Origin of the sequence: Bradyrhizobium sp. HKCCYLRH2060, from assembly GCF_051168135.1 — a bacterium.
Lineage (GTDB): Bacteria > Pseudomonadota > Alphaproteobacteria > Rhizobiales > Xanthobacteraceae > Bradyrhizobium.
Window position 1 is genome coordinate 96,616 of sequence record NZ_JBNPUK010000006.1, and the last position, 19,630, is coordinate 116,245.

Here is a 19,630-nt window from a genome sequence, read left to right on the forward strand (position 1 = left end):
GCTCAGATCCGGCTCGCCAACTCGTGCTCGGTCGGCAGCCGCCCGTCCGGCGTGAGCTGATCGACCACCTTCGGCAGGTACTGGCTCAGCCCGTTCAACAGCTCGTCGCGCGACAGCCCGCTCTGCGCGGTGAGCTGATCGATCTGGTCGGCGCCGAGCGCATTGGCGAGGTCGCCGGGCGAGATCGGCTTGTTCTCGCCGGGGGAGACCCAGGAGTTCGCGGTGTCGCCATGGCCCTTGTCCTGCAACTGGCGCAGCAGATCGCCGAGCCCGCCGGACAAGACGCTGCCGGCGGCGCCGCCGGCGAGCAGGCCGCCGAGTCCGCCAGCGATGATGTTGCCGAGGCCGCCGCTCAATCCGCCACCAAGCGCACCGCCGAGCGGTCCGCCTTGATTCCCGGTCGGCTGAGACGGCGGGACCGGCGCGGGCGCCGCGTTCGGCTGCTGCCCATTCTGCGAGAAATGCTTCACCGCTTTCCACGCCAGCAAAGCGAGGATCGCCATCGTCATTGGCGACATGCCGCCGCTCTTCTGCGTGGCCGGATGACTTGGCCCATTCGGGCCGTTCTGCATGCCGTTGAGGATATCGAGTAGACCCATGACCTGCCTCCTGCGCCCCACGCCGACAAAGCTATTGGCTTGCACGGAGCGTTACAAGCCGCGGTCAGAAGGGTCGCACAGGGGAACGTGTCGCGCGCGGCTCAGTTCCGGGCTTCGGCCCGTTTCGGCGCCTTGGCTCCGGGCGGTGCGGCAGCGGTCTGGCTCGGGCCGGTGAACATCCGCTTCAGCTCGTCGAGCTTCTCCGACAGGACCGGAAAGTTGCACGAGAACGAATCGCGCCGCCAGCCATCCTTGGCGCATTGCGCTGCCTTGATGCGGGCGCGTGCCTCCACGTTCGACGCCGGCGGTGGCAAGCCGCCCTGCGCGGTCGCGGCCGGCGGCTTGCTCGGCCGTTGCGGCGGCGGCGCCGGCATGGCCGGCTTCGGCGGCTCGATCGCGGCCCGCGCCGTCATGTCCCGGAGCGAGGGCTGGAGGTCCTGCGTCTGCGGCCGCGACATCATTGCCGAGCTCATGTTGGCGTGGCGCTGGCGCTCGAGGTATTGCGTATACTGCTGGTCGATGAACTTCTGCTCTTCGGCCGTGGGATTGGGCCCGGCGATGTCGAAGCTGCGGTCCTGCATGAAGTCGTAGTAGACATAGCCGCCGCCCGGCTTCCGTCTCCCGGCAAATTTGGCGTTGCATTGCGCCAGCGCCGCGGTCTTCTCCTCCTTGGAGGCGGACTTCTCGGCGGCGTCGGCGCACTCCTCGAAATCCGTCGGGGAGCGGCTCCACCATTCCGCATGCGCGCGTTGAGGTTGCACCGCAGGCAGGCAGGTGATCGCTGCAAAGACCAGAATTGGCAAGTGGGGTCGGTACACGAACGGCAATCCTCAGCGGCTCCCCGCCTCAGATGACGGGAGATTGTCGCCAATTTGGGGCGATGTGTGACTCCAATGCTGCGTAATTTGCGACTTTCTTCTTTATCTGCCGTGGTTCCGTGATCTCGTTGCCACAGTCGGGTCGGCAATGACGGCGGCGCCGTTCGTGAATCGCACCTTGCTGTGGCGCCGGAACGATACGCAGCTTTTTTCCACCATTTTCATCCCGCCGTAGTTGACGAAACTAATCTTGACGATGGAAAGATTGGTGTTGACTGGACCGCACAAGCGCTCCTATGAATATCTTGACACTGGAAAGATGGATTGCGCCGCCCGGCGCGGAGGAGGCTGCGATGAAGGTGTTCCTCACGGTCAAGCTGGCGCTGCTGCCGTTCGTCGTGTTCTGGACCCTGCTGGCCTGGCATCAGCCGGCATGGGCGGTGTGGTCCGCGCTGGCCCTGGCGCTGGCCGCCAATGTCTGGCGCGCCTCCCGTAGCGAGCTCGCGCTGCTGGAACTCGGAAGCCTCGCCCTTTTCGTCGTGCTGGCGATCGCCAACGACGTCGCGCCGAATTGGACGGCCGGCAATGCCCTGTGGCTGTCCTTCGCTGGGCTCGGCCTCATCAGCTTCGCTTCGCTCGCCGTCGGCCGCCCCTGGACCGGGGATTATTCCCGGTCGGCGTATGCCGACAGCGCCTCGACGCCCCAGTTCCACCTGATCAACATGCTGATGACCGGGCTCTGGGGCGTCCTGTTCCTCGTGCTCGGCCTGTGCCGCTGGGCCAGCGTCGCCTCCTGGATCACGACGGCGATCGTCATCGGCGGCGCGCTGATCTCGATCTTCGGCCCCCGCTTCGCAATTCGCCAGGCCTTGCTGCGCATGCGGGCCGCGCGCGAGGAGTGCCATTGGCCGGCGCCGGGCTTCGCCTCCGCGGCCGAGACCGATTGCGATGTCGCGGTGATCGGCGCTGGAATCGGCGGGCTGACGGCCGCGGCCCTGCTCGCGGAGTCCGGGCTGAAGGTGAAGGTGTTCGACCACCACGTCGTGCCCGGCGGCTTCTGCCACACTTATCTTCGCAAGGCGCACCACGACAACAAGCCGGTGCTGTATCGCTTCGATGCCGGGCCGCACGATTTCTCCGGCGTCTGGCCCGGCGGGCCGGTCGACGGCGTGCTGCGCCGGCTCGGCGTCGCCGACCGTATCCAATGGCGGCGGGTCACCCACTCCTACCGTCTCGCCGGCCGGCGCATCGAGGTGCCAGAGGACTGGCGCGCCTATGTCCGACTGCTTTGCGAGATGTTTCCAGCCAGCGCGGACGGGCTGACCCGGCTGTTCGACACCATCCATGCCATCTTCGAGAGCATGTATGCGACGGGGCAGGGTCGCAGCGGCATTCCCGGCATGCCCGCCACATTGGAGGAGATGCTGGCCTTCCCGCGCAAGCATCCGCAGGCGTACCGCTGGATGAACCGCCCGTTCGACGAGCTCGTCGCCGCCCACGTCTCCGATCCCGAGCTGATCGCCACTCTCAATGCGCTGTCGGGCTATCTCGGCGACGGCAGCGAGACGCTGAGCTGCGCGCAGATGGTCCCGATCTTCGGCTACTATTTCAAGGGCGGCTTCTATCCGGTCGACGGCTCCGGCCACCTCGCGGACGTGCTCGCAGAGGCGGTCACCGCCCGGGGAGGCGAGGTGCATCTGAAATCCAGGGTCACGCGCATTCTGGTCGAGGAGGGCCGCGCCGTTGGCGTCGTGCTCGGCAACGGCCGCACGGTTCGCGCGCAGGCGGTGGTCTCGAATGCCGATCTCGGCCGCACCTTCACCGAGCTTCTGAAGGCCGACGATCTGCCGGCCGGCTTTCGCGAGCGCGCCCGTGCCCTCGTACCGGCGACGTCGTGCTTCTCGGTGCATCTCGGCCTCGACATGGTGCCGGACGTCGCGCCCGCCGCGCATCTCGACTCCCCGATGGGGATCGGGCTCGCGGTAATGTCCAAGCTCGATCCGTCGGCGGCGCCGGAAGGCCATGCGACGATGACGATCATCACCCTCGTTCCTCACGAACAGGCCAAGAGCTGGTTTCCCGACGAGGGCGGCGACGACTGGAAGGCGTGGCGGCGCTCGCCGGACTACGAGGCGCGCAAGCAGCAGCTCGGCGATGCCATGGTCGCCGCCGCCGAGACCATCATTCCCGGCCTGTCGCAGCATATCGTCTACCGCACCGACGCCAGCCCCGTGACCTATGCGCGCTACGACCTCGCCAGTGCCGGCGCGATCTATGGCGTGGCCCGGTCGGGACGGCTGAAGGGCGCCAAGGCGCCGGTGCGCAATCTCGTCATCGCCGGCGGCGGCAATGCCGGAGCCGGCGTCGAGGCCGTGGTGATCTCGGGCGCGGAGGCGGCCGAGGCGCTCGTGCCCGGCCTGCTGGCGCGCGTATCAGATGTCGCATCGGACGCAATGACAGCGCCGCCGAAGGCGGCATGAGCGCGGCGATCAGGGCGTGTAGAGGTAGCGCAGCAGGGTGCGGCCGACGGTCTCCAGGCTCTGCGCCGAGCACTGTTCGATCGTATCCTGCGTGGTGTTGAAATAGGGCTCGTAGTCGAAGTCGATGACCAGGAAGCTCGGAATTCCGGCCTGCTGCAGCGCCGTGTGGTCGTCGCTGATCGGGTACGTCGTGGGCTCCGGCGAGAACGCCTGCGGCGCGATCCGGCTGCCGATGCTCCAGAACTTCTTGACCTCCGGCAGCGCCGAGGCCAGCGACGACGGCTCCGGCTGCAGCTTGAGATCCTTGTCGCAGACCATGTCGAAATCGACCGCCTTCTCCGGCTTGTGCGTCGGATAATACGTCTTCAGGTTGGCCGCGAAATGCGGCGAGCCGAGGGGACGCCAGGTCGGATCGCCGGCGCCGAGCGATTTCGGCCCTTCCTCGCCGTCGAAGAAGATCAGGTCGATGCCGACGTCGGGCCGCGGCGACAGCGACAGCACGCGTGCGGTCTCCAGCAGCAGCGCCACCGCCGAGGCGGAGTTGTTGGCGCCCGGCATCGGCGCATCCGGCGACTTCGGATCGCGATAGGCCTTGATGATGCTGTCGTAATGGGTCGCGACGATAACGCGCCGCGGGTTCTGCACCTGGAAGCGGGCGATGATGTTGGTGAGCGGGATCGCCTTGCCGTCGTCACCCTTGGCGGAGAAGCTCTGCGTGAGCACCGCATCCGCCGCGCTCTTGGCCATCGCGTCCTTGATGTAGTCGATCGTTTTCTGATGCCCCGGCTCACCCATCGAGCGCGGCGTGAAGCGCAAGAGATCGGCGATGACGGACATCGCGCGCTGGCCGTCCCACAACTCGATCTTTGCGTCCGCGGCGTGGGCGGCCGGCGACGTCAGCAGCAACGCGGCCGTTGTCGCGGTGGCGGCGAGGCGGGGCCAGAACTCGGTCATCCGAAAAGCTCTTCAACGATGTCAGGACGGCTTCTTGCCGAAGGGAATGAACAGGATGCCGGCGCAGCCAGCCAGCACCACGGCGAAATAATAGGTGATGGCGCGCGAGCCGATGGTCGGAATCAGTGCGAACGTCGTGACCAGCGTGCCGACGACGTTGCCGATGGTCGAGACGCCGTAGACCAGCCCGGCGACACGGCCGGCCTCGCCGGCCGAGCGCGTCAGCAGGCTGACGGCGATCGGCGAGAAGGTGCCGAGCAGGGTCAGCGGCACCAGCAGCAGCGCGGTCGAGGCCATCAGCGTCGCCATCGGCCCGTCGCCGATGCTGTCGAGGATGTCGGCCATCACGGTATCGGCGGTCGCCGGCACCAGCGCCATGTAGGCGGCGGCGATCAGGATCATGGTGCCGATGGTGCGCGTCGACGGTTGCCGGTCGACGATGGCGCTGCCGGCGAAATAGCCGATCGCGAGCGCGCACAGCACGGTCGAGATCAGGCTCGCCCAGGCGCCGATGCCGCTGCCGAAATACGGGTTGAGGTAGCGGCTGCCGAGCATCTCGAAGCCCATCAGCACGCAGCCGACCAGGAACGAGCAGACATAGATCGCCAGCATGCCGGCGCGGGACACGTGCTCGCTCATGGCAGCTTCTTGTTGTGGCGCTCGATGCTCTTCAGCGCCTCGACCGGCGCGAAGTCGTCGGTCAGCACCTTGGCCTTGGCGTCGATCACCTGGCCGTTGTCGATGTCGATGCGCTTGCGCTGCGCCAGCATGTCGGCGAGCTTGTAGCGGAAGCCGAATTCCTTGTCGCGCTCTTGCGCGATGCCGGCGAGATCTTCCGCCTTCCGCTCGTCGCCGGGATATGCGACCATGACGATGTTGCCGCCGGCCTCGTAGAAGTCGACCTGCGGGAACACGCTGTGAATGGTCTTCACCGCGGCGTCGAACAGCATCGTCGACGGCTCGACGTTCTGCGCCACCACGCCGCCCTCGGCGAGATGGTCCTTGACGAGCTGGTAGAATTCCTTGGTCAGGAGATGAAACGGCACGAACGGCCCGCGATAGGCGTCGATCAGGATGATGTCGTAGCGGTCCTTGGATTCCTGCACGAACAGCCGGCCGTCGCGGTTGGCGACGTGGAAGTTCGGCTCCTCCTTGATGCCGAAATATTTCTTGGCGAGCTCCAGCACCGTCGGATCGAGCTCGACCGACGTCACCTGCACCTTGGGCAGGAAGCGGTGCAGGTACCACGCGGTGCGGCCGCCGCCGAAGCCGATCTCGAGAATGGAGCTGACATTCTTGGCGTACATCACGCTCGCGGTCATGAAGCGGGTATAGTCGACCGGCAGGTCGAGCTCGTCGCGGGTGTTGTAGACGCTCTCGGTATAGATGCGCCGGTTGTGACCGAAGGTCATGCTGCGGTAGGGCGCCTGCTCATAGACATAGATGTTGTTGTAGAGCGACTCCTTGGACTCCAGCAGATTGCGGGTGTCCTGCGCGCTTGCGGCGGCGATGGAGAGGAAGCTTGCGAGCGCGCCTGAAATGACCGACCGGATGAGCATCGACTTAATCGTTTCCCTCGGCTGAAAAATGATGGGCAAGGTCTATGTGACCTGGCGGCTCCGGCTTCGCAGGACGGCTATCCTCCGGTCCGAGATGCGCTCAGGCACGACCAATACGGCGATCCCGAGGCCGGTTCCGCATCGGCGCCGTTCTCTTAGACCATTGGCTGCCTCCCGGATAGTCAAACCGGCCCCGGCCAACGGGGGTGTGATCGCGGCAGCCCCTTCGAGCGGTCCGGCGCGGCGACGTTCCCCCTCGCTGAACCGGACCCGCGAACCTGCCGCGCGGCGCTGTGCCACGGTGAGCCACGCCGTGCTGGCGGTCACCGGAGAGGCTTCCGGTCGGTGGCCGGGTCTGCTATGGAGGCAGCGAAGCAGGTGCACTTCGGTGCAGGCTCCGGTCCCGTAGCTCAGCTGGATAGAGCGGCGGTTTCCTAAACCGTAGGTCGCATGTTCGAGTCATGCCGGGATCGCCATCTGCCGCAGCCTTGCGCGCGCAGACCTCTCCAGATCAAACCCATTGCGTGCTTGATCAGGCCCGACCGGGAATCGGGTGGAGCGCGTCGCTGCCATCGAGGACCTTCTCCGGGTGAGACGGCGGCCTGAGCCCCGTCCACGCGGCGCGCAGTCGCCGCCGAGACGCATCACCCTGGAGAGTTTTCCATGCATACGACCATCGAGCCGGGCATTCTTTATTTCGGGACGCCGGTCGTCCTCATCAGCACGGTCAACGAGGACGGCGGCTTCAATCTCGCGCCGATGTCGTCGGCATTCTGGCTCGGCTGGCGCTGCATGCTGGGCCTCGCGGCGGGATCGAAGACGCCGCAGAACATGCGCCGCACCGGCGAGTGCGTGCTGAACCTGGCGTCGGTCGATCTCGCCGCCGCGGTCGATCGCCTGGCGCTGACCACGGGATCGGACCCGGTGCCGGCGATGAAGCAGCGCAAGGGCTACCGCCATGAGCCGGACAAGTTCGCCGCGGCCGGCCTCACCGCGGTCAGGTCCGAAACGGTGGCCGCGCCGCGTGTCGCCGAATGTCCGGTTCAGCTCGAAGCGCGCGTCGAAGCGGTGCATGGCGTCGCCGATGACGACGCGCTGCTGAAGGGGCACATCCAGTGCTTCGAGGTCCGCGTCCAGCGCGTTCATGTCGACGGCGCCCTCCTGATGGACGGCGTCCGCGACCGCATCGATCCCGACAAATGGCGGCCGCTGATCATGAGCTTCCAGCAGTTCTACGGCCTCGGCCCGCGCCTTCACGATTCGCGGCTCGGGACCATTCCGGAGGCGGCCTATCGCACGCCCGATGTCGAGCGCGCGCGCAACGTGCCGACGCGGATGGAGACCGCGGCAGGCTGAGCCGGCTCGGCCTCTAGTCTCGCCTGGAATCGCCCGGCCGCCCGTTCAAGCTTGCATCCGGGTGCGAGAGGTCAAGGACATCATGGGGGCTGTGGCTGTCGACCGGCTGCTGATCGAGGCGGCCGATCATTACAATGCGGGGCGCGCCGGACCGGCCAAGGCACTGTGCGGCGACATCCTCCAGGCGGTGCCGGATCATCTGCCGGCGCTGCATCTGTCCGCGATCCTCGCCTTTGCCGACGGCCGCATGGCCGAGGGCGCGGAGCTGCTCGGGCGCGTCTTCGCCCGCGATCCCCGCCATGCGCCGGCGTATGTCACGCTCGGCGATGCGCTGGCGGTGAAAGGCGAGCGCAACGGCGCCGCCGATGCGTTCGCGCGCGCAGCGGCGTTGCGGCCGCTCGATGCGGCGATTCAGAGCAGGCTCGGCAGCGCGCTGCTGGAGCTGTCGCGCTTCGCCGAGGCCGAGGCCGCCTATCGCCAGGCGCTGACGCTCGATCCTGCGCTCGCGCATGCGCGCTGGAATCTCGCGCTGGCCCTGACGCGTCAGGGCCGTCTCGCGGAGGCCGAAGCCGTCTACCGTGCGCTGCTCGAACGCGACCCGGCCTACCCCGAGGCGTGGCGGGCGCTGGCGCATGTGCTCGCCGACCAGGGAAATCATGCGGCGGCGGTGCCGGCCTATCAGCATGCGCTCGCCGTCCATCCGGCCGATGCCGGCCTGCATCTCAGCCTTGGCGATGTGCTCTACAAGCAGCGCGCCTTTGCCGAGGCCGCGCTCCATTATCGTCGGGCCTGCGATCTCGCGCCGGGCGATGCCAATGCTGCGCGGCTGCTCGGGCACGCGCTGCATGAGGCCGACCGCCCGGCCGAGGCCGTCGAGGCCTATCGGCGCGCCGCCGTGCTCGATCCCACCGATGTGGTCGTGCTCAGCAATCTCGCCGCCTGCCTGTGCGGGACCGGCCAGCTCGATGCGGCGATGGCCGCCTGCGAGCACGCGCTGGCCTTGCTGCCCGATCACGCCCCGGCGCACACCAATCTGGGTATCATCCACGAGATGCGCGGCGAGACCATCGAGGCCGTCGCGGCGCATCGCCGTGCCGTGGCCGCCGATCCTGCTTACGCCAAGGGCCACGCCAACCTCGCGGTGGCGCTGCGCAACGCCGGCGACATCGACGCCGCGCTGGCGGCCTCCCACCGCGCGGTCGCGCTGGCGCCCGACGATGCGCTGGCGCGCTACAATCACGCGCATTTCCTGCTGATGTGCGGCGACCTCGTGAACGGCTTTGCCGAGCATCGCTGGGGCCGCGACTGTCCGGATCTGTCCGCGGGCATGCCGCGCTTCGAGGCACCCGAATGGCAGGGCGCGCCGCTCGACGGACGCACGCTGCTGCTGTTCGCCGAATACGGCATCGGCGACGCGCTGCAGTTCGTGCGCTATGTCGATCGCGTCAGGATGATGGGCGGCCCGGTCGTGCTGCAGGTGCAGCCGGCGATCGCGCCGCTGCTGCGCTGCCTGGAGGGCGTGACCGTGGTGCCGCGCGGCGCGCCGCTGCCGCCAGTCGACCTGCAGGCGCCGCTGATGGATCTGCCGCGCATCTTCGGCACCACGCTGGAGACGATCCCGGCCGAGGTGCCTTATCTCGCAGCTGATCCGATCAAGATGGCCGCGTGGCGCAGCGTGCTGGGCCGCGCGCCGTCGTTGAAAGTCGGCGTCGTCTGGGCCGGCAATCCCAGGCACAAGGGCGACCGCCAGCGCTCGCTCACCGCGCAGGCGGTGCTGCCGCGGCTGGTGATGCCGGGCGTGCAGCTCTATTCCTTGCAGAAGGAGCCGCGTCCTGGCGATGCGCTAGGGCTCGCCGAGCTTGGCACCGACGTCATCGATCTCGGGCCGCTGCTCAGCGACTTCGCCGAGACCGCAGCTGCCGTCGCCGCGCTCGATCTCGTCATCTCCGTCGACACGTCGGTGGCGCATCTCGCCGGCGCGCTCGGCCGCCCGGTCTGGGTGCTGTTGCCTTACGCGCTCGACTGGCGCTGGCTGCGCGACCGCGCCGACAGCCCGTGGTATCCGACCATGCGGCTGTTCCGCCAGGACAAGCCGATGGCCTGGGATGGTGTGCTGGCGCGGACGGCCGGGGAGCTTGCGCGGCTGGTAGCAGGTGAGCGCGGGCTGCTGTCGCCCGGGCCGGGTATGAGGCCGAGAGCGGACGTCGAAGGCTTATGAGGCCCGACGCCTATCGCGTGGCCATGCGTGCGAGACCGGTCTGATCCGAGCGCGTGGACGGAAACGACAATCGCCACAAGCTGAACAGCATCGGGAGTTGGAAAACGAAGCTGATCGCCGCAGCGCCCGCCAGCACCTCGAAACGTTGCGCCTCGATCAGAGCCTTGGCGCTCGGTACCACGTGGACCAGGCCGTCGGCGACGTAGACAAGCGCAACCACCCGCCAGATGTTGGCGGAGAGCAAGCCCATCCTGAAGGCATGATCGAACAGCGCGAGCAACCCGCCGAGCGCGAGCGTCGAGCTCACCATGTGAGCCGGCGTATCGTAGAAGCCGGAGTCCAGGGCGGCCTGGACGAACCAGAGTCCGTAAACCACCGCGATGATCTTCAGCAACATCAGTTCGTTCCCAGGCCCGCGAGATCGTCGTCTGCCTCCGGGCAGCCGATCGGATTGCGCCCCCTTGATCGGAGCAGGCGTGCGCGACGTCGAGCTTATGCTGCGTGTCACGAAGGCTCTCTTAATCGGCTCGCTTGGATTGTCCTGAACGAGCCGCCCGCCTTTGATCCAGGTCCCGTGATGCAGGAGCCAGGCGCGGTTGCGGACATGGTCAAGAACCGCGGAGGCGGCCTACTGCTCCGCCAGCAACTCCCGCACCCGCGGCACCACCACCCGGCCATACAGCTCGATGCTGCGCATCAGCTTCGCATGCGGCAGCGGGCCGGCCGAATACTTCAGTTGAAAGCGCGACAGGCCGAGGGCCTTGATCGTCGCGGCGATCTTCCGCGCCGCGGTCTCCGGCGAGCCGACATAGAGCGAGCCGTGGTCGGCCTCCTGCACGAATTCGTCGCGGCCCATCGGCGGCCAGCCGCGCTCGCGGCCGATGCGGTCGCGCATGGTCTTGTAGTCCGGCCACAGCTCCTCGCGCGCCTGGTCGTCGGTGTCGGCGACATAGCCCGGCGAATGCACGCCGATCGGATTCATCTCGCGGCCGAACTGCTTGATCGCACGATGATAGAGCTCGACATAAGGCGCGAACCGCGCGGGATCGCCGCCGATGATCGCGAGCATTAGCGGCAGCTCGTAATGCGCCGCGCGCACCACGGACTCCGGGCTGCCGCCGACGCCGATCCAGGCCTTCAGCCGGCCGTGCTCGACCGGCGGGTAGACCAGCTGCTCGCGCAGCGGCGGGCGCAGATTGCCCTGCCAGGTCAGCGGCTGCTGCGGCAGCAGGCTGACGAACAGATCGAGCTTCTCCTCGAACAGCGCCTCGTAGTCCTTGAGATCGAAGCCGAACAGCGGGAAGGACTCGGTGAAGGAGCCGCGGCCGAGGATCACCTCGGCGCGGCCGTTCGAGACGGCGTCCAGCGTCGAAAATCGCTGGAACACGCGGATCGGATCGTCCGAGCTCAGCACCGTCACCGCCGAGCCGAGCTTGATGCGCGAGGTCTGCGCCGCGATCGCGGCCAGCGCCACTTCGGGCGCCGAGATCGCGAAATCGCCGCGATGGTGCTCGCCGAGCCCGATGAAATCGAGCCCGAGCTGGTCGGCCAGCACCGCTTCCTCGACCACGTCGCGGATCACCTGGGCATGCGAGGCCATGTCGCCATCAGCGCCGCGGGTGACGTCGCCGAACGTGTCCAGGCCGAATTCGATCCGTGTGGTCATATCTCATTCCATTGCGTCGGGCCGTCATACGGCGTCACGCCGTTAGCTGGAAGGGGCGGAGCAGGATTGCAAGCGGCTGGAGCGAAACACAGGGTTTCGATGGTGCGGCAACGACAGAACCCCGTGTGTGGAGAGCTCGCCTGTTGGCTTCAGGCACCTCATGCCCGGCGATGACGGTGGATAGAGGGGGGAGAAGGCGGCCCGGCCGCCGTCCGCGTCAAGGTCAAGGCGGCAAAAATATCTCTTTCGTTTTTCCAGAAAGTATGCTCTATTGCATCCAACCTGCCTCATCGATGAGGGGCGTACGCGCGGTCGTCACGAGACGCGAGGCGGGGATGCGGTGGCCGTAGCGGGTCGCAGCGCGGTTTCGCGCCGACGAACGATCCGTTGCGGACAGTCAAGTCGCGTGGTCCTGGCCTCCCGATGCTGAGGTCAAGCCGGACGGCGGTGCGGAAGCGCAGCGCGCCGACGATGGGGGCAAGACAGCCGGTCCCCAGGGAGATCGCGAAGCAGCTGTAAAACCATCGCGCAGGGAAGGCCGGGATGTTCCAGCCGAACCTGTGGTTCCTGCCGCCTGCATTTTTTTTCGCAGGCGGGCCATGGGGGCGGCGAGCTCCCGGTCTTCCCTGCGCCCTCACGTTTCCGAGGGCGAACGATCCGGACAAGGCTCGGGCTAGCGCGGCCGCGAGAGCGCGAACGCATGACCTCGGCCGATGCGATGGCCGGCCGCGCCTGTTGTGCGGTCATGCCATGCCAAAAAATGGGCGTGTGGCGCGGCCGCGCATCACCTAGGCTCCGATCATCGATCACACGGGATGACGCACATGGCGACCGGCAGCGACTATCAGATCTTCGAGGCAGGCGACGTCGTGCTGCAATCGGGCGTGACGTTCCCGTCACTGCGGCTCGCCTACAAGACCTATGGCACGCTGAACGCGGCCAAGGACAACGTCATCCTCTATCCGACCTCGTTCGGCGCCCAGCACGTCGACACCGAGTGGCTGGTCGCGCCCGGCGGCGCGCTCGATCCGAGCAGCTACTTCATCATCATTCCGAACCTGTTCGGCAATGGCCTGTCGTCGTCGCCCTCGAATACGCGCGAACTGTTCGGCGACGCGCCGTTCCCGTCGATCAACTATCACGACGCGGTCGCGGTGCAGCGCCGGCTCGTGGAGGAACAGTTCGGGATCAGCCGGATCGCGCTGGTCTATGGCTGGTCGATGGGCGGCATGCAGGCCTATCACTGGGCCGCGCGCCATCCGGACATGGTGGAGCGTGCGGCGGTGGTGTGCGGCAGCGCGCGCTGCTCGCCGTATAACCATCTGTTCCTGGACGCCGTGAAGGCGGCGCTGACGGCCGATCCCGCGTTCCGCAACGGCCGCTTCGTCGAGAAGCCTGTCGCCGGCCTGCGCGCCATGGGCCGCATCTATGCCGGCTGGGCGATGTCCTATGAGTTCTACCGCGACGAGGCTTGGCGCGAGCAGGGTTTTGGCTCGCAGGAGGACTATCTCGCCGCGACCTGGGACTTAGCGTTCGCGCATCGCGATGCCGACAACCTGCTGGCGCAGATCGCGATCTGGCAGGGTGGCGACATCAGCAATTGCGCGGCGTTCGGCGGCGATCTCGATCGGGCGCTGGCGGCGATCAGCGCGCACATACTGCTGATGCCGGGGCAGACCGACCGCTATTTCGACTGGCGCGACAACGAACGCGAGCTGCCGAAACTGGTCAACGCCCGTTCCGCTGTGCTGCGGCCGATCCCCTCGATCCACGGCCACCGGGCCGGCAATCCCGTCCGCATCCCGGCCGATCACGACTTCATCAAGGCCAACGTTTCCGCGCTTCTCCAGAGCTGACACCCGAGTTCGACATGACCGACGTGCCCACCGACGAATTCGCGCCCCGCCCGAAGCTGCTGACACCGCCGGTCTTGCAGCAGCTCTGCACGCGCTCCAACCTGCAGGGCGCGCTCCGCACGCTCAGCCATTATGGTGCGATCATCGGGGTGGGTGCGCTGATCGGAGTGATCGCATCGACGCATGGTGCGCTGTGGGCGCTGCCCTTGCTGCCGGTGCAGGGCGTGCTGATCGCGTTCCTGTTCATGGCGGTGCACGAGACTGCGCACAAGACCGCGTTCGACAGCCGCAGGCTCAACTTCGCGATCGGCAACCTCTCCGGCTTCCTGATCGGACTGCCCTATGACTATTACTGCCTGTTCCACTGGGAGCATCATCGCCACACCCAGGATCCGGAGCGCGACCCGGAGCTGATCGTTGGCCCCAAGCCGCGCTCGGAGACCCAGCTTGCGATCGCCTATTCCGGCCTGGTCCAGGTCGCCGGCCGTCTCCGCCTGGTGCTCAAGCACGCGGTCACCGGTGAGGTGACGGTGCCCTGGGTCCCCGCCGGCCGCCGCGCCACCATCGTGCGCGAGGCGCGCGCCTACGTCGCAGGCTACGCGCTGCTCTTGATCGGCTCGCTCGCGCTGCACAGCGCGTTATTGCTGTGGGTCTGGGTGGTGCCGCTGCTGCTGGGACAGCTGGTCCTGCGGCCTTATCTCTACGCCGAGCACACCGGCTGCGATCATGCCAAGAGTGCCTTCCAGAACACCCGCACCACCTTCACCACGCAGGTCGTGCATTGGCTCGCCTGGAACATGCCCTATCACGTCGAGCATCACGCCTATCCGGCGGTGCCGTTCCACGCGCTGCCGAAGCTGCATGCGATCGTCGACGGCGAGATCAAGTATCGCGGGCAGGGCTACCTCGCCGTGACGCGGCACACCCGGGCATGGTTTCGCGCTCAGTGGAAGGAAACGAAGTCTCATCCATGATGAGTTCGGGTCCGAGTTATCGCCGCTCGGCCGGTGCGCTCCCTCTCCCGCTTGCGGGCAGGGCTATCGCATATGGCGATCGATGTTTTGCGCCCATCTCCCTCCGCGTCGTCATGGCCGGGCTTGTCCCGGCCATCCACGTCGTCCGGCATGCTGAGAACGACGTGGATGCCCGGGACGGAGCCCGGGCATGACGATGTGGAGACGGTTTCGCGACACACTCAGAGTGGCCATATGCGATAGCCCTGCGCTTGCGGGGGAGGGCTGGGGTGGGGGCGCCACAGCGGCAGTCTTTCCAGAGCATCCCCCGCCCGCATCGCATCTGACGATGCGATGCGACCTCCCCCGCAAGCGGGGGAGGCGCAGACCGACCACGTCGCTAAAGATTTCGGCAAACCATTGCACTCGACCGGTGCGCTACTTCCCGGCACCCGCCTTATGGGGGAGGCTCAGTCATTGGCGCCGCGCTGATGTCATCGCTGTGCCGTCAGCTCACCGCCACCGCTCGCGCATTCGCGCGCCAAGATCGATGCGCGGCCCCTGGCTCGCCACCGCCGCGCCCCTCTGCACCCGCGGCCAGCTGGTCCGCTCGAACAGCGGCACCAGCGCTTCGGGAATGAACCGCGTGCGCGAGGCATAGACATGACGATCGCCGCGCACCGGCTGGCCGTGGACGAAGAAGCGCTGCGGCACCAGGAGATGCAGATCGTCCTTGGCGCGGGTCATCGCGACATAGAGCAGCCGGCGTTCCTCCTCCAATTCGGCGCTGGAGCCGGCGCCGAGATCGGATGGCATGCAGCCGTCGACGACGTTGAGGACGTGTACGGAATTCCACTCCATCCCCTTGGCGGAATGGATGGTGGAGAGGATCAGATAGTCCTCGTCGAGCAGGGGCACGCCGGCCTGATCGGAGGTGGCGTCGGGCGGGTCGAGCGTCAGCTCGGTGAGGAAGCGTTCGCGCGAGGGATAGCCGCTCGCGATCTGCTCGAGCTGCAGCAAATCGGCGGTGCGGACCTCGGCGTCGTCGTGGACGCGCTCGAGATGCGGCTGATACCAGTGCCTGACGCGCTCAATATCTCCGGGCCATTGCGAGACGCGCAATTGCTCCAGCGTGCGCACGAACGCGGTCCAGTCCTCGCCGGCGCGCGCCGGCGTTGGCTGCTCGCACAGCCGCGCGATCGGGTCGGCGCTTTCACTCACGGCATCAAGCAGGCGCTGCGCCGACGCCGGGCCGATGCCCGGGATCAGATGCAGCACGCGGAAGCCGGCGATGCGGTCGCGTGGGTTGGCAACGAAGCGCAGGCAGGCCAGCACGTCTTTCACGTGAGCGGCATCGAGGAACTTCAGCCCGCCGAACTTCACGAACGGGATGTTGCGGCGCGTGAGCTCGAACTCCAGGGGACCGCTGTGCGACGACGTGCGGAACAGCACGGCCTGCTGTTTCAGCACGATGCCTTCCTCGCGCTTCGCCAGCACCTGCTCGACGATGTAGCGCGCCTGGTCGGTCTCGTCGCCGACGGTCACGAGCTGCGGCTTGCGCGAGCTCGTGCGGTCGGTCCACAGATTCTTGGTGAAGCGCTCGCGCGCCAGCCCGATCACGCCATTGGCCGCCGTGAGGATCGGCTGGGTCGAGCGGTAGTTGCGGTCGAGCGTGACGATGTCGGCGCGCGGGCTGAACTGATCGGGAAAGTCCAGGATGTTGCGCACCGTGGCGGCGCGGAAGGCGTAGATCGACTGCGCATCGTCGCCGACCACGGTGAGGCCCGCCCCAGTCGGCTTCAAGCCGAGCAGGATCTGCGACTGCAGCCGGTTCGTGTCCTGATATTCGTCGACCAGCACGTGATCGAATCGATCGCCGATCTCCCGCGCGATCGTGTCGTCCGCCATCATCTGCGCCCAGTACAGCAGCAGATCGTCGTAGTCGAGCACGGCATTGGCCTGCTTGGCCTCGACGTAAGCGGCGAACAGGCCCTTCAGCTCGCCGGCCCATTCCGCGCACCACGGAAAATGCCGCACCAGCGCTTCCTCCAGCGGCATGTCGGCGTTGACGCAACGCGAGTAGATCGCAAGGCAAGTGCCTTTGGTCGGGAAGCGCCGCTGCGTGTTGGACAGGCCGCGCTCATGCCGCACCAAATTCATCAGGTCGGCGGAATCCTCGCGATCATGGATCGTGAACACAGGGTCGAGACCGACGCGCTCGGCGTAGTCGCGCAGCATCCGCGCGCCGAGGCCATGAAACGTGCCGGCCCAGGTCAGGCCCGCGGTAACGGCCTCGGCCTGGCCGCCCAGCACCTTGCGGGCGATGCGCTCGACCCTGCGGCTCATTTCGCTCGCCGCGCGGCGCGAGAACGTCATCAGCAGGATGCGGCGCGGATCGGCGCCATTGACGAGCAGATGTGCGACGCGATGCGCGAGCGTGTTGGTCTTGCCCGAGCCCGCGCCGGCAATGATCAGCAGCGGCGGGCCCGGCGCGGCGCAGGCACCGCCATGCTCGACGGCGCGGCGCTGCTCCGGATTGAGATCGTCGAGATATGTCGCAGCCGTGGCCTGCACGAATCGTCCCTCAACCTGCAAGAATCAGTGATTTGCGCCGCATGTGCAACGCGATGGCCCGGTCGCGACAGCGTTTTACATGATTCGCAACCGGTCTTTTTTGCCACGGTTGCCCACAGAGCGTCCGCCAGCCGCTTGCGCTGGCGCGCGTGCACTCCTATCCAATCAGCCCCGTCACGAATCTCGGAAGAACACCGTGTCGAATTTTGCCTCCATCATTGCCGCTGAGCTCGCCGTCAGGGATGCCCAGGTCCAGGCCGCGATCGACCTGCTCGACGGCGGCGCGACCGTGCCGTTCATCGCGCGCTACCGCAAGGAGGCGACCGGCATGCTGGACGACACGCAGTTGCGCACCTTGGAGGAACGGCTGCGATATCTGCGCGAGATGGATGCACGGCGCACCGCGATCATCGAGAGCATCAAGTCGCAGGGCAAGATGACGCCGGAGATCGAGCTGGCGCTCGCGACCGCCGACACCAAGGCCCGGCTCGAGGACATCTATCTGCCGTTCAAGGAGAAGCGCCGCACCAAGGCGCAGATCGCGAAGGAAGCCGGGCTCGAGCCGCTTGCCGACATGCTGATCGGCGATCCCATGAAGAATCCGGAAGACGAGGCGAAGGCATTCATCAAGAAGGACGGCGACAATCCGGTCAAGGACGTCAAGGCCGCGCTCGACGGCGCCCGCGCGATCCTGGTCGAACGCTTCGCCGAGCATGCCGACCTCGTCGGCTCGCTGCGCGAGGAGATGTGGACTCGCGGCGCTGTGAAATCGTCCGTGCGGCACGGCAAGAAGACCGAGGGCGCCAAGTTCGCCGACTACTTCGATTTCGCCGAGCCCTTCACCAAGCTGCCGTCTCACCGCATCCTGGCGATGCTGCGCGGCGAGAAGGAAGAGGTGCTGCAGCTCGATTTCGGCGATGGGGAGCCCGAGGATTCGAAGGATCCGTCGCTGTACGAGAACCGCATCGCGGTGACGTTCGGCATCTCGCGCCAAGGCCGCCCCGCCGATCAGTTCCTGTCGGACTCCGTGCGCTGGGCCTGGCGCACGCGCATCAAGACCTCGCTGGCGCTCGATATCCGCATGCGTCTTTGGCAGGAGGCGGAGAAGGAGGCGGTGCGCGTGTTCGCGGCGAACCTGCGCGATCTGCTGCTCGCCGCCCCCGCCGGCGGCCGCGCCACGCTCGGGCTCGATCCCGGCTTCCGCACCGGCGTCAAGGTCGCGGTCATCGACCGCACCGGCAAGTTCGTCGATCACGCCACGATCTATCCGCACGAGCCGCAGCGGCAGTGGAACGAGAGCATGCTGACACTGGCGCAACTCTGCGTGAAGCACGGCATCGATCTCGTCGCCATCGGCAACGGCACGGCGTCGCGCGAGACGGAGAAGCTGGTCAACGATTTGATGAAGCTGAAGCCGGATCTCAAGCTGACCAAGGCGATCGTGTCGGAAGCCGGCGCGTCGGTCTATTCGGCCTCGGAGTTCGCCGCCAAGGAATTCCCCAATCTCGACGTCTCGATCCGCGGCGCGGTCTCGATCGCGCGCCGCCTGCAGGATCCGCTCGGCGAACTCGTCAAGGTGCCGCCGGCCTCGATCGGCGTCGGCCAGTATCAGCACGATCTCAACCAGTATGAGCTGGCCCGCGCGCTCGATGCCACCGTCGAGGACTGCGTGAACGCCGTCGGCGTCGATCTCAACACCGCCTCGGCGCCGCTGCTGGCGCGGGTGTCGGGCATCGGCGAGAGCCTGGCGCAGAACATCGTCGCGCATCGCGATGCCAACGGTCCGTTCCCGACCCGCGACAAGCTTAAGGAGGTGCCGCGGTTGGGTCCGAAGGCGTTCGAGCAGTGCGCCGGCTTTTTGCGCATCCGCGACGGTGACAACCCGCTCGATGCCTCCGGCGTGCACCCGGAATCCTATCCGGTCGTGAAGAAGATCCTGGAGACGACAAAGAGCGACATCAAGGTGCTGATCGGCGACACCAAGACCTTGAAGACGCTCAATCCGGCGAAGTTCGCCGACGAGCGCTTCGGCGTGCCGACGGTCACCGACATCATCAAGGAGCTGGAGAAGCCGGGCCGCGATCCGCGTCCGGAGTTCAAGACCGCGACCTTCCAGGAGGGCGTCGAGAAGATCACCCATCTCAAGCCGGGCATGATCCTGGAGGCGACCATCACCAACGTCGCGGCTTTCGGCGCCTTTGCCGATATCGGCGTGCACCAGGACGGCCTGATCCACATCTCGGCGATGTCCGAGAAGCGCATCAACGATCCGCGCGAGGTGGTGAAGCCGGGGCAGGTCGTGAAGGTCAAGGTGCTCGACGTCGACGTGCCGCGCAACCGCATCTCGCTGACGCTTCGGCTGTCCGATCCGCTGCCGGCCAAGGGCGAGAAGCGGACCAGCGCACGGCCGCCTGCGGGGCGCATGACCACGCGTGAGGAGAAGCCGTCCGGCGGCGGCGCGTTCGCCGCGGCGATGGCCAAGGCCGCGGAGCGGCGCAAGGGCGCCTGAGGCGGATGGTGATGAGGCGCCGCGGAGGGCATGTCCCGTCTGCGGCGCCATCTCTGCGGCGCCATGGCATTCGGCGTCGTGGCATTCG

At 67.0% G+C, this 19,630-nt stretch carries 14 protein-coding genes and 1 tRNA gene; 7 read left to right on the forward strand and 8 right to left on the reverse strand.

Annotated elements, in window-relative coordinates; translation table 11 throughout:
• Positions 1-2: 2 nt before the first annotated feature.
• Positions 3-599, reverse strand: coding sequence for a YidB family protein (locus ACQR10_RS14660; RefSeq protein ID WP_315800563.1), 597 nt, complete (start codon positions 597-599; stop codon positions 3-5).
• A gap of 101 nt (positions 600-700) precedes the next feature.
• Entirely contained in the window at positions 701-1,417 is a 717-nt protein-coding gene (locus ACQR10_RS14665; protein ID WP_316216817.1) for a hypothetical protein, read from the reverse strand.
• A gap of 353 nt (positions 1,418-1,770) precedes the next feature.
• Between ACQR10_RS14665 and ACQR10_RS14670 the strand changes: the two genes are divergently transcribed.
• Entirely contained in the window at positions 1,771-3,897 is a 2,127-nt protein-coding gene (locus ACQR10_RS14670) for a phytoene desaturase family protein (RefSeq protein ID WP_316216816.1), read from the forward strand.
• Between the two features lie 9 nt (positions 3,898-3,906).
• Here the strand turns inward: ACQR10_RS14670 and ACQR10_RS14675 are convergent, their stop codons facing one another.
• The 3 genes from ACQR10_RS14675 to ACQR10_RS14685 are packed head-to-tail and all read right to left on the reverse strand — an operon-like array spanning position 3,907 to position 6,410.
• On the reverse strand, positions 3,907-4,851 hold the full coding sequence (locus ACQR10_RS14675; protein WP_315800560.1) for a M28 family peptidase: 945 nt from the start codon (positions 4,849-4,851) through the stop codon (positions 3,907-3,909).
• Positions 4,852-4,872: 21 nt separating this feature from the next.
• Positions 4,873-5,490: a fused MFS/spermidine synthase gene (locus ACQR10_RS14680; protein WP_315800559.1), complete on the reverse strand. Its 618-nt coding sequence runs from the start codon at positions 5,488-5,490 to the stop codon at positions 4,873-4,875.
• Positions 5,487-6,410 carry a spermidine synthase gene (locus ACQR10_RS14685; RefSeq protein ID WP_316216814.1) on the reverse strand — a complete coding sequence of 308 codons (924 nt, stop codon included), beginning with the start codon at positions 6,408-6,410 and terminating at the stop codon, positions 5,487-5,489. The genes ACQR10_RS14680 and ACQR10_RS14685 overlap by 4 nt, the downstream gene beginning before the upstream one ends.
• A 399-nt stretch (positions 6,411-6,809) precedes the next feature.
• On the opposite strand from ACQR10_RS14685, the gene ACQR10_RS14690 reads away from it, so the two are divergent.
• The 3 genes from ACQR10_RS14690 to ACQR10_RS14700 all read left to right on the forward strand — a co-directional run bounded on the left by ACQR10_RS14690 (position 6,810) and on the right by ACQR10_RS14700 (position 9,984).
• Positions 6,810-6,886: transfer RNA gene (locus tag ACQR10_RS14690), tRNA-Arg, on the forward strand.
• Positions 6,887-7,073: 187 nt separating this feature from the next.
• Positions 7,074-7,766: a flavin reductase family protein gene (locus ACQR10_RS14695; protein ID WP_316216813.1), complete on the forward strand. Its 693-nt coding sequence runs from the start codon at positions 7,074-7,076 to the stop codon at positions 7,764-7,766.
• Between the two features lie 82 nt (positions 7,767-7,848).
• Positions 7,849-9,984 carry a tetratricopeptide repeat protein gene (locus tag ACQR10_RS14700; RefSeq protein WP_316216812.1) on the forward strand — a complete coding sequence of 712 codons (2,136 nt, stop codon included), beginning with the start codon at positions 7,849-7,851 and terminating at the stop codon, positions 9,982-9,984.
• Between the two features lie 10 nt (positions 9,985-9,994).
• Here the strand turns inward: ACQR10_RS14700 and ACQR10_RS14705 are convergent, their stop codons facing one another.
• Together ACQR10_RS14705 and ACQR10_RS14710 are read right to left on the reverse strand one after the other, a co-directional pair.
• On the reverse strand, positions 9,995-10,381 hold the full coding sequence (locus tag ACQR10_RS14705; RefSeq protein WP_434848543.1) for a hypothetical protein: 387 nt from the start codon (positions 10,379-10,381) through the stop codon (positions 9,995-9,997).
• A 231-nt stretch (positions 10,382-10,612) separates the two neighbouring features.
• Positions 10,613-11,650 (reverse strand): LLM class flavin-dependent oxidoreductase, encoded by a 1,038-nt coding sequence (locus ACQR10_RS14710; protein ID WP_316216810.1) that lies wholly within the window; start codon positions 11,648-11,650, stop codon positions 10,613-10,615.
• Positions 11,651-12,474: 824 nt separating this feature from the next.
• On the opposite strand from ACQR10_RS14710, the gene ACQR10_RS14715 reads away from it, so the two are divergent.
• Both ACQR10_RS14715 and ACQR10_RS14720 read left to right on the forward strand, forming a co-directional pair.
• Complete coding sequence (locus ACQR10_RS14715) at positions 12,475-13,506, forward strand: alpha/beta fold hydrolase (RefSeq protein WP_316216809.1); 1,032 nt, start codon at positions 12,475-12,477, stop codon at positions 13,504-13,506.
• Between the two features lie 14 nt (positions 13,507-13,520).
• Positions 13,521-14,480, forward strand: a complete 960-nt coding sequence (locus ACQR10_RS14720) for a fatty acid desaturase family protein (protein ID WP_316216808.1) — start codon at positions 13,521-13,523, stop codon at positions 14,478-14,480.
• A 492-nt stretch (positions 14,481-14,972) separates the two neighbouring features.
• On the opposite strand, the gene ACQR10_RS14725 is transcribed toward ACQR10_RS14720, so the two are convergent.
• Complete coding sequence (locus ACQR10_RS14725; RefSeq protein ID WP_315800551.1) at positions 14,973-17,033, reverse strand: ATP-dependent helicase; 2,061 nt, start codon at positions 17,031-17,033, stop codon at positions 14,973-14,975.
• A 196-nt stretch (positions 17,034-17,229) separates the two neighbouring features.
• On the opposite strand from ACQR10_RS14725, the gene ACQR10_RS14730 reads away from it, so the two are divergent.
• The gene (locus ACQR10_RS14730) at positions 17,230-19,542 is read left to right on the forward strand and encodes a Tex family protein (protein WP_316216806.1); all 2,313 of its coding nucleotides are present in this window, start codon (positions 17,230-17,232) and stop codon (positions 19,540-19,542) included.
• The last annotated feature ends 88 nt before the right edge of the window (positions 19,543-19,630 follow it).